This window comes from Vibrio sp. L3-7 (assembly GCF_963898195.1).
In the GTDB taxonomy this organism is placed as follows: Bacteria; Pseudomonadota; Gammaproteobacteria; order Enterobacterales; family Vibrionaceae; genus Vibrio; species Vibrio echinoideorum.
This window is the reverse complement of the sequence record NZ_CAWQUW010000051.1, coordinates 1-3676: the sequence shown is the minus strand read 5'-3', so window position 1 is coordinate 3676 and position 3676 is coordinate 1. Positions and strand designations below refer to the sequence as shown.

Genomic DNA, 3676 nt, shown 5'->3' with positions numbered 1-3676 from the left:
GGTTGTATTGCTTCCAGTTGGTTGTTTTGTAACGAGGCTTAGGCATAGGGCTACGAGAGAGAGTGGACGTAGCTGATCAGATCGTAGGTTCTTGATTTAGTTCCATTGAATTACGCAACAAAGCCTTAGTGATTTATCCTATAGAAAGAACAATAAACTACTGCTCGCTGTTTGATTTGTAATTAACTTTCGATAAATATAACGTTGATGATTCGATTATAATTAACAGTTATAACTGTATAAATTAAATTGATTGGGATTCTGTGAGGTTTTTAAATAACATTTAACAATGATTATTTTAACCTGAGTTTTATTCGTGACTTTTATTAATATCTCATTAAAGACGTTGATGTTATATCTCTTACTTGGTTTTTTCTACATTAATGCAAGTCAAGTAGAATATAGATACAATCTACGTGGAGAATTAATCAATGAAAAAGCCGGTCAAGAATTTAACTACCATGCAGTTGATGCTCTTGGTAATCGTCTTAGTGTAAGCAAAGTTGAAGTTTCTTCAAACCTTAATCCTGTCACATTGACTGCTCCGGATAATTATTCGATAAAAAACTTGTCACATTCCGTAACTTTTACTTGGTTACCAATTAAAGGCGCTTCCTATTACGATTTTTGGTTTGGTGATGAACCAGGAAAATTACGTCAATTTAAAACTGGTATCACAGCTACTTCACTAAAGTTGGATTTGTCTCATATTTCAGATAGCCATTCTAGATATTGGAACGTTGTCGCGCATGATGGAAAAGGCGCTAGCTCCAAAAGTCCAATTTATACTTCTTCTGCACTAGATAGTGATCGAGACCAATTGCCCGATCACATCGAAGACAAGCTATGCATGTCTTCGCAAAACCCCGATTCTGATAGTGATGGTCTTTTAGATGGTCAAGAAATACATTTTGGAGAATCAATAATTATGACCTCACTTCCTTGCTTACAAGATGGTGATTTTGATGGAATCGAAGACGCGTATGAAGTTGAAGCTGGCAGTGATCCTATGGTGGTACTCATGATCCACACTGGGATGTACAGCATCCTGATGGGAGTAATACGCCAGTTTATCCACTTTAGCGTAATAACTGATAAAGAGATAATATGAAAAAGGTCAGAATCATTACCTTTCACGGCTTAAAAAAAGAGAAAAAGCATGAGGCTGAGTTGGGAACATATTGGGATTTAATTGATCTATGTGGAACGATTGTTAGTCCTAAGCCTAGAATACACCCAGCGTATCCAGAGAAGGGGTATCAGGTGCTGGTACAATTCGATACCCAATTGTCCTCAATCGGTATAGATAGCCACAATGATGTTCCCAACAGTTTGTGGATCTTCGAGTCTGATTTGAAGGTATTGTAAGAATAAAAGAGTCAGAACTTTACGCAACCTCAACAACTTATTCTTCTGAGGTCATACATTTGATGTATCGAATATATGACCTCTTTCCAATGTTGTTTAGTGAGCTTTAATCGCCGCTCTTGAGCAAGGCCAACGTGTCAGCCAACATGCTTAACCAAATTTCCTCGTGGGATGGCGACAGCAGCGCTTTTGTTTATGATGCTGATGGAAACTTAGTACAAGGCTTATTGCCAGGTGAGACTCCTTTTGAAGCAGACTATGACGCTGAAAACAGACTGACCGCGATTCGTTTTGAGAAAAGTGGCACTCAGATTGAGGAATGATTTGAGTATGGTCACGATCATTTTCTAAGAGTGTATCAGCGTTTTGAAAGCAATATTAAAACCTTAGAGAAACGCTTTGTTCGCTTAGGCCTGATTGAGCTGCAAGAGCATGACAGCGAGAACAACGTATTAGCAAACAATATATGGCGACCAGATAGAAAAGGCGGTGTCGCTGGCTTATTAATGCGTCAGCAGAGCCAGCAAAATATCTACTACATGACTAACCATCTTGGTCACGTCTACGGTGTGTTTGACCAGGCTGGCGAAAGACTCAGCCAACGAGGTTATTCGCCTTACGGGCAAGTAAGTGGTGATGGTTTCACTCTACAGCCGTTTGGTATGTCGACCAAACGCTCAGATTTTGAAAGTGGATTAGTTTATTTTGGTTATCGCTTCTATATGCCAAACTTGGGCCGCTGGCTAAACCGCGACCCACTGCAAGAGCAAGGCGGGATTAACCTCTATGCGTATGTAAATGGTGACCCGTTAGGGTATGTGGATCCGGATGGGCGTTATAAGTCCAGGCCATACAATCCGAGTCCTACCGACCACTTGATATATCCACCTCAAAAAAATAGCCAATGTTATTATGATTGTTATGAAAAGGCAAAGGCAGCGATGTCACCAAGGTCTGCAGTAATGGATCAAGCACCACACAATAAATCTCTTTCATGTAAACAGCCAACGCAAAAGTGGAATGTATTTGATAAAGAAAAGAGGTCAGCAGTTCAGGAGCTTATCGAAGAACTATATGCAGAAGTATCTTGTGATATTGAATGTTCATTAAATACATTATATTGAAGGACTAAAATGAAATTAGAGTATATGAATTTGAGCAGGAACTTCAAACCAAGAGTGAAATCATGCAGAGTCTTTCTGTGCAGTTATTTAATTAGGGATTATGTAAATGAAATTTAAACAATTCATTCAAGTTGCAATGATGTTGTCATTTGTAGAAGCAACTTACAACTTTATTTATGACTTTTTGTATATTGAATTTACAAATGATAATTTGGTTTTGCTCGGCATACCATTTGTTAACTTTATATCTATTCCACTACAGTATTTAGTGATTTCATGCATTGCTTGGCCTATTTATTCATGGCTTATATTGAAAGACATTGAATAGAGTGATGCCTTGTTTTTGCTTCAAGACAAAAGGCTTTGTCTCTGAATTATTATGTGATGTTACTTTCGTACAACCACAACTAGAAATTGTAGTAAATAAGGCGGTGTCGCTGGGTTATTAATGCGTCAGCAGAGCCAGCAAAATATCTACTTCATGACTAACCATCTCGGTCATGTCTATGGTGTGTTTGACCAGGCTGGCGAAAGACTCAGCCAGCGAGGTTATTCGCCTTGCGGTCAAGTAAGTGGTGATGATTTCACTCTACAGCCGTTTGGTATGTCGCCCAAACGCTCAGATTTTACCAGTGGGTTGGTTTACTTTGGTTATCGCTTCTATATGCCCAACTTGGGCCGCTGGCTAAACCGCGACCCACTGCAAGAGCAAGGCGGGATTAACCTTTATGCGTATGTGGATGGTGACCCGTTAGGGTATGTAGATCCGGATGGCAGATTCGCAGTAGCAATGCTTCACCCTGCAGTTGCTATTCCTGTCAGTGCTTATTTGGTGTGCAGGGCTATCGGTGGGTGTGATGAAATACCTAACTTACCTGATTGGCCGAGTTGGCAAAATAGTGAAGAGGGCTCAGGAACCGAAACCGAAAGTTGCCCTTCAAATGATCACGACAACTGGGAGAAGATTCCGCGTTCAAATCAGGCCTACAGGCCTACAGGCCTAAAGGTGCGAAGGAGCCCATTTTTGGACGCGACCAAGCAAAGGGCAGTGGTCATGGAGGCTTTGTTGCGTAATTCAATGGAACTAAATCAAGAACCTACGATCTGATCAGCTACGTCCACTCTCTCTCGTAGCCCTATGCCTAAGCCTCGTTACAAAACAACCAACTGGAAGCAATACAACC

Annotated in this window: 6 protein-coding genes; all 6 read left to right on the top strand. The window is 40.5% G+C overall.

Annotated elements, in window-relative coordinates; all coding sequences use genetic code 11:
* Positions 1-349: 349 nt before the first annotated feature.
* The 6 genes from AACW75_RS21695 (at position 350) to AACW75_RS21670 (ending at position 3600) form a co-directional block, all read left to right on the top strand.
* Complete coding sequence (locus tag AACW75_RS21695) at positions 350-1111, top strand: hypothetical protein (RefSeq protein WP_145572385.1); 762 nt, start codon at positions 350-352, stop codon at positions 1109-1111.
* The gene (locus AACW75_RS21690; protein ID WP_145572384.1) at positions 1108-1368 is read left to right on the top strand and encodes a hypothetical protein; all 261 of its coding nucleotides are present in this window, start codon (positions 1108-1110) and stop codon (positions 1366-1368) included. The genes AACW75_RS21695 and AACW75_RS21690 overlap by 4 nt, the downstream gene beginning before the upstream one ends.
* 146 nt (positions 1369-1514) lie before the next feature.
* Complete coding sequence (locus AACW75_RS21685; protein ID WP_145572383.1) at positions 1515-1691, top strand: hypothetical protein; 177 nt, start codon at positions 1515-1517, stop codon at positions 1689-1691.
* A gap of 30 nt (positions 1692-1721) precedes the next feature.
* The gene (locus AACW75_RS21680; protein ID WP_237297959.1) at positions 1722-2492 is read left to right on the top strand and encodes an RHS repeat domain-containing protein; all 771 of its coding nucleotides are present in this window, start codon (positions 1722-1724) and stop codon (positions 2490-2492) included.
* 106 nt (positions 2493-2598) lie between these two features.
* The gene (locus AACW75_RS21675) at positions 2599-2820 is read left to right on the top strand and encodes a hypothetical protein (protein ID WP_009846202.1); all 222 of its coding nucleotides are present in this window, start codon (positions 2599-2601) and stop codon (positions 2818-2820) included.
* A gap of 120 nt (positions 2821-2940) precedes the next feature.
* Positions 2941-3600 (top strand): RHS repeat domain-containing protein, encoded by a 660-nt coding sequence (locus AACW75_RS21670; RefSeq protein WP_237297958.1) that lies wholly within the window; start codon positions 2941-2943, stop codon positions 3598-3600.
* The last annotated feature ends 76 nt before the right edge of the window (positions 3601-3676 follow it).